This is a genomic window from Escherichia sp. KTE172, assembly GCF_000408845.1.
Taxonomy (GTDB): domain Bacteria; phylum Pseudomonadota; class Gammaproteobacteria; order Enterobacterales; family Enterobacteriaceae; genus Escherichia; species Escherichia coli.
Map to the genome: position 1 here is coordinate 2,169,688 of NZ_KE137316.1, position 5,236 is coordinate 2,174,923.

The 5,236-nt window shown below is 53.4% G+C and carries 5 pseudogenes and 2 other annotated features; of the pseudogenes, 2 read left to right on the forward strand and 3 right to left on the reverse strand.

What is annotated here, in order from left to right:
* Positions 1-96 precede the first annotated feature (96 nt).
* The 3 pseudogenes from G434_RS29810 to istA all read right to left on the reverse strand — a co-directional run.
* Positions 97-829, reverse strand: a pseudogene (locus tag G434_RS29810) (IS3 family transposase); the annotation flags it as partial.
* 410 nt (positions 830-1,239) lie between these two features.
* Positions 1,240-2,453: pseudogene (locus tag G434_RS13505) on the reverse strand (IS3 family transposase).
* Positions 2,056-2,172 (reverse strand) — a sequence feature (AL1L pseudoknot). Its footprint overlaps the pseudogene before it by 117 nt.
* Before the next feature lie 54 nt (positions 2,454-2,507).
* A pseudogene (istA, locus tag G434_RS13495) lies at positions 2,508-3,500 on the reverse strand (IS21-like element ISEc10 family transposase); the annotation flags it as partial.
* A gap of 93 nt (positions 3,501-3,593) precedes the next feature.
* Here istA and G434_RS0125325 point away from each other — a divergent pair.
* A pseudogene (locus G434_RS0125325) lies at positions 3,594-4,439 on the forward strand (hypothetical protein); the annotation flags it as partial.
* 56 nt (positions 4,440-4,495) lie between these two features.
* Positions 4,496-5,236, forward strand: a pseudogene (locus tag G434_RS29145) (IS3-like element IS629 family transposase); the annotation flags it as partial.
* Positions 4,777-4,893 (forward strand) — a sequence feature (AL1L pseudoknot). Its footprint overlaps the pseudogene before it by 117 nt.

Sequence of the window (5,236 nt, forward strand, 5' to 3'; positions counted from 1 at the left end):
TTGTTGGGTTTCTCATCGTGAGTTACCGGCTCAATATTCCAGACAGACTCGCGGTTCATTTAAGCATCCATGCCCGCCCTGAACTCCGGGCACACTATACGTAATATCTCCGCACCATACCCTGTCTGGCTCCGGTACAGCGAACTGACGCTCGAGCAGATTCGGCAAACACGTATGCTCCTGACAGGCATTTTTGTATTGATGTTTTCCGGGCTGACAACTGCTCAGGTTCAGGTATTTCATCAGCCGTCCGGCACGATAACGGCTCATCGGGACGCCGTTTTGGGTCAGCATTTCAGCCAGCGTGCGCGCGCCTGCAGAGCCCCGGCTCTGGTTCCATGCCCGGCGTATTTCGCTGCACAACCTGACGCGAGCCGAATTAACCGTATCGCGTCGTTTTCGCCAGTACCGGTAACTGCTGCGGTGTATTCCCAGTGCGGAACAGAGGCTGACAACTGAGTGGCTGTCACTCAGTCTGGAAACTATCGAAAACCGTTCAGTGAGTCGGACATCAAGAGCGCGGTAGCCTTTTTTAATATCGTATTTTGTTCCTCCAGTCGGCGAACCTGCTTTTCCAGCTCGCGAATACGTTGCTGTTCAGGGGTAATGGGTGTTGCAGAGGGCGCAATACCTTGGCGCTCTCGCCTGAGCTGACGTACCCAGCTCTCAAGCGTGGTAGAACCGACATTCATCGCCTCACTGGCTTGTCGATACGAATAGCCCTTATCAACAATCAGCTGTGCACATTCCAGCCTGAACTCAGGGGTGAAAGTACGTTTGGTTTTCTTGTTCATAAGTCACCTGTTTTGTGTTGAGGTGAGAATATCACCTTTAATCAGGTGGCCAAATTTACTGTGCCACTACATTCAGCCTTCTTGCTGTTCGGTAACGGAGGCTGCTTTTTCGTTACACCTTTCCCCGGCAGCATCAGTAGCAGTAATTTATAGATTCTACGAACTGAGACTGTCTGTCCGGGGAGAACGTACACAGCCCGACACAATGTACCAGTCAATAATATCCGGTTTCTGATTCCCTGCCTGACAGACCACTCTCTGGCAACTTTGTATTCAGTTCATCTACTACTGGAGACAGATTTATAAAATCCAACTCCACGATCTTTGACCGTCCGCATCCCCTACTCTCTGTGCTGCGGTCATCGGTTAATTCCAGCGTCCGTCCGTTACGATCAGATATTACTGAACCGCCCCGGGTTTCCTGGAGAGTGTTTTATCTGTGAACTCAGGCTGCCAGATCATTGTTTCCGATGGAAGCATAATAAGCTTTTTCTGCTTCTGCCGGAGGAGTATGGCCCAGCCTTCCCAGCAATCATCGATTGTTATACCAGTCCACCCACGTGAGTGTGGCCAGTTCCACTTCTGCACGGTTTTTCCAGCTCTTACGGTGTATTACCTCCGCTTTGTAAAGACCATTGATGCTCTCCGCCATCGCGTTGTCATACGAGTCGCCTGTACTCCCTGTTGATGCCAGCAGTTTTGCTTCTTTTAATCGCTCCATATAGGCCAGTGACACATACTGAGAGCCTTTATCGCTGTGATGGATGGTGCCGGACGGACGGCGGGCCCACAACGCCTGCTCCAGCGCATCCAGCGCGAATGTCGTTTCCATAGACGATGAGACCCACCACCCCACGATGTATCCGGCAAACACATCAATGATGAACGCCACATAGACGAAGCCCTGCCATGTGCTGACGTAAGTAAAATCAGCCACCCACAGCTGGTCAGGACGTTCTGCCACGAACTGACGGTTTACGCGGTCACCTGCAGCAACGGTTTTCCGGCTGACGGTAGTGCGGACCTTTTTACCCCGGAGAACACCGGCAAGTCCCATAACCGCCATGAGGCGCGCCACTGTACATCTGGCCACCCTGATTCCTTCCCGTAACAACTGACGCCAGACTTTACGCACACCGTACACCTGATGATTTTCATCGTATACGCGCTGTATCTCTCTCTTCAGCCAGTCATCGCGCTGCGCACGGGCACTGCGTTTATCAGGATGATGCCGCTGCTGCTGACAATGGTAATACGTTGACGGGGCAATATGCTGTTCACTGCATACCGGTCCGACCCCGTACTGCTCACGCAGCTTATCCAGCAGTGGCATTATTTTTTCCAGAGGCGGTCGAACTCCGCCTTCGCAAAATAAGCGGAAGCCTGGCGAAGGATATCGTTACTGCGGCGCAGTTCACGATTTTCACGTTCCAGCTCTTTCAGACGCTGACGTTCAGCGGTGGTGAGCCCACCATCACCGCCCCCGGTATCCCGCTCATGCTGGCGAACCCAGGCACGCAGAGTCTCTGGCGTACAGCCAATCTTTGGAGCAATGGAACAAATTGCCGCCCATTGTGAGTCATATTCGTCCTGACTTTCCAGAACCATACGAACTGCCCGTTGACGGACTTCGGGGGAAAAACGTGTATTTTTAGTCATCCTGTTTACCTCTTTCTCAGGGAATTTAGTCTCCAGGATTCCCGGGGCGGTTCAGTAGACGACGTGCTTCACATTGATGGTACTGCTGCGGCTAACCCTCACAGTCAGCTCATCATAGTCAGCACTGCGACGAAGCGGCAGCGGTTTCAGATGAAGACGTTCTTCCTTGACCAGATCCTGATTGTTACGGTTGTGCCGCATAACCTGCTGAGTGATGAAGGCCTGATATTCTTCTATGGTGCTGAAGTCGTTACTGCCCCGCAGTATCAGCGCCTGACAGATACGCCTTTTCAGATGTCCGTGGGCACTTTCAACCGAGCCATTTTCGTGGCCCCGACCGGCATTATTGTGTACGCCCTGCATTCCGTAGTGCTGACAGAGAGCAGCATAACGCTCAGTCAGCTCGCGGCGTCCATCTTCGCCCTGTTGTTTCCATGCTGCCCTCAGGCTGTCCGTTTTATGTTCTACCGGCACTCCGCCCAGTTGTCCGAGGGCTTCCTGCAGACCTTCAGCCAGAGCAGAGAAGCTCTCACCACCCAGCACAACCCGCATCCAGCTCCAGTGGCTCCATTCCAGACGGAAGTGATACAACTTATGCGCCAACAACTTACCGGCGATGGTGACAACTACACCTTTCAGTTCAGTAAAGTCCGACAGACCTCGCAGACCGGGCTGATGTCGCTGGCGGAACATGACCTCCTGCTCTGCACCATACTGTAGCTTCCATTCGCGGACCCGCCGTTGCATTGTTCTTCGAAGGCTGTTGGGGTACTGGCCGGGATATTTATCCTGTAGCATCTCCAGCAGAGTTGTTGGTGTCAGAGCCGGCCTCTCTTTCAACAGAGGAACAAGCATGCTGTCCCACACAGCTTCCAGAGGATCTTTGCGTGTGCGCCAGTGCCGAACACTGTTTTTTGCCCACTCTCCTTTTTCGATCCGACGACCAGAACGGACTGAGATACCAGCCTTCATGGCCGAGATATGCTGAGTTATACCTTTCTTACGCTGAGTCATATAGTAACTGACCTGAGAAGTATTGAGCGTCACGCCATTTCCTGTTGGATCATGTAAATGACACTCAGGTTACAAAACCGGCCAGAATAATCGGCGCCAGGCGGACTGAGTTATTGTCGTCTCATAGTAACCGATCCCGCAGAAGCGTCCCGGCTGATTCGTCGGGGACATCTGACTTATACTCAGGCCCGTAATATCACCCGGTTCGGGACCATCGAATCGGTCACTTATGATATTGCCGAGGGTTCGGTTGTCAGTCTGGCGGCCGGAGGGATCAGTTTTGCCCTGACGGCATCGGTCTTCTGGCTCAGCACCGGCGATCGCGATGCTGCCCTGCAGACAGCTGCTGTCCAGGCAGGAAAAACCTTCCCCCGCACACTGGCTGTCTACGTCACAACCCAGCAACTCCACCGGCTCAGTGTTGTTCAGGGTATGCTGAAGCACATTGATTTTTCGACTGCCAGCCCGACTGTCCGACTGGCTCTTCAGAAGGGGACCGGTGCAGGAAATATCAGTGCCCTGAACAAAGTAATGAAGGGTACGCTGGTGACATCTCTGGCACTGGTAGCTGTCACAACCGGCCCTGACATGATCAAAATGTTGCGGGGACGGATCTCCGGTGCGCAGTTCATCAGGAATCTTGCCGTGGCATCTTCCGGTGTGGCAGGTGGAGCTGTCGGGTCAGTGGCGGGCGGGATACTGTTCAGTCCACTGGGACCATTTGGTGCACTGACAGGGCGTGTGGTTGGCGGTGTTCTGGGGGGAATGATTGCCTCCGCTGTATCAGGAAAAATTGCCGGAGCGCTGGTTGAAGAAGATCGCGTCAAAATTCTGGCAATGATTCAGGAGCAGGTGACATGGCTTGCCGGCAGTTTCCTGCTGACCGGACATGAGATTGAAAATCTGAACGAGAATCTGGCCCGTGTTATCGATCAGAATGCTCTGGAGATCATTTTCGCCGCCGGTATACAACATGAACCGCCCCGGGAATCCTGGAGACTAAACTTCCTGAGAAAGAGGTAAACAGGATGACTAAAAATACTCGTTTTTCCCCCGAAGTCCGTCAACGGGCAGTCCGTATGGTTCTGGAAAGTCAGAGCGAATATGACTCACAATGGGCGACAATTTGTTCCATTGCTCCAAAGATTGGCTGTACGCCGGAGACTCTGCGTGTCTGGGTTCGCCAGCATGAGCGGGATACCGGGGGCGGTGATGGAGGGCTCACCACCGCTGAACGTCAGCGTCTGAAAGAGCTGGAACGTGAAAATCGTGAACTGCGCCGCAGTAACGATATCCTTCGCCAGGCTTCCGCTTATTTTGCGAAGGCGGAGTTCGACCGCCTCTGGAAAAAATGATGCCACTGCTGGATAAGCTGCGTGAGCAGTACGGGGTCGGACCGCTATGCAGCGAACTGCATATTGCCCCGTCAACGTATTACCACTGTCAGCAACAGCGACATCATCCGGATAAACGCAGTGCCCGTGCGCAGCGCGATGACTGGCTGAAGAAAGAGATACAGCGCGTATACGATGAAAATCACAAGGTATACGGTGTGCGTAAAGTCTGGCGTCAGTTGTTACGGGAAGGTATCAGAGTGGCCAGATGCACTGTGGCACGTCTCATGGCGGTTATGGGACTTGCCGGTGTTCTCCGGGGTAAAAAGGTCCGTACGACCATCAGCCGGAAAGCCGTTGCCGCAGGCGACCGCGTAAACCGTCAGTTCGTGGCAGAACGACCTGACCAGCTGTGGGTGGCTGATTTTACTTACG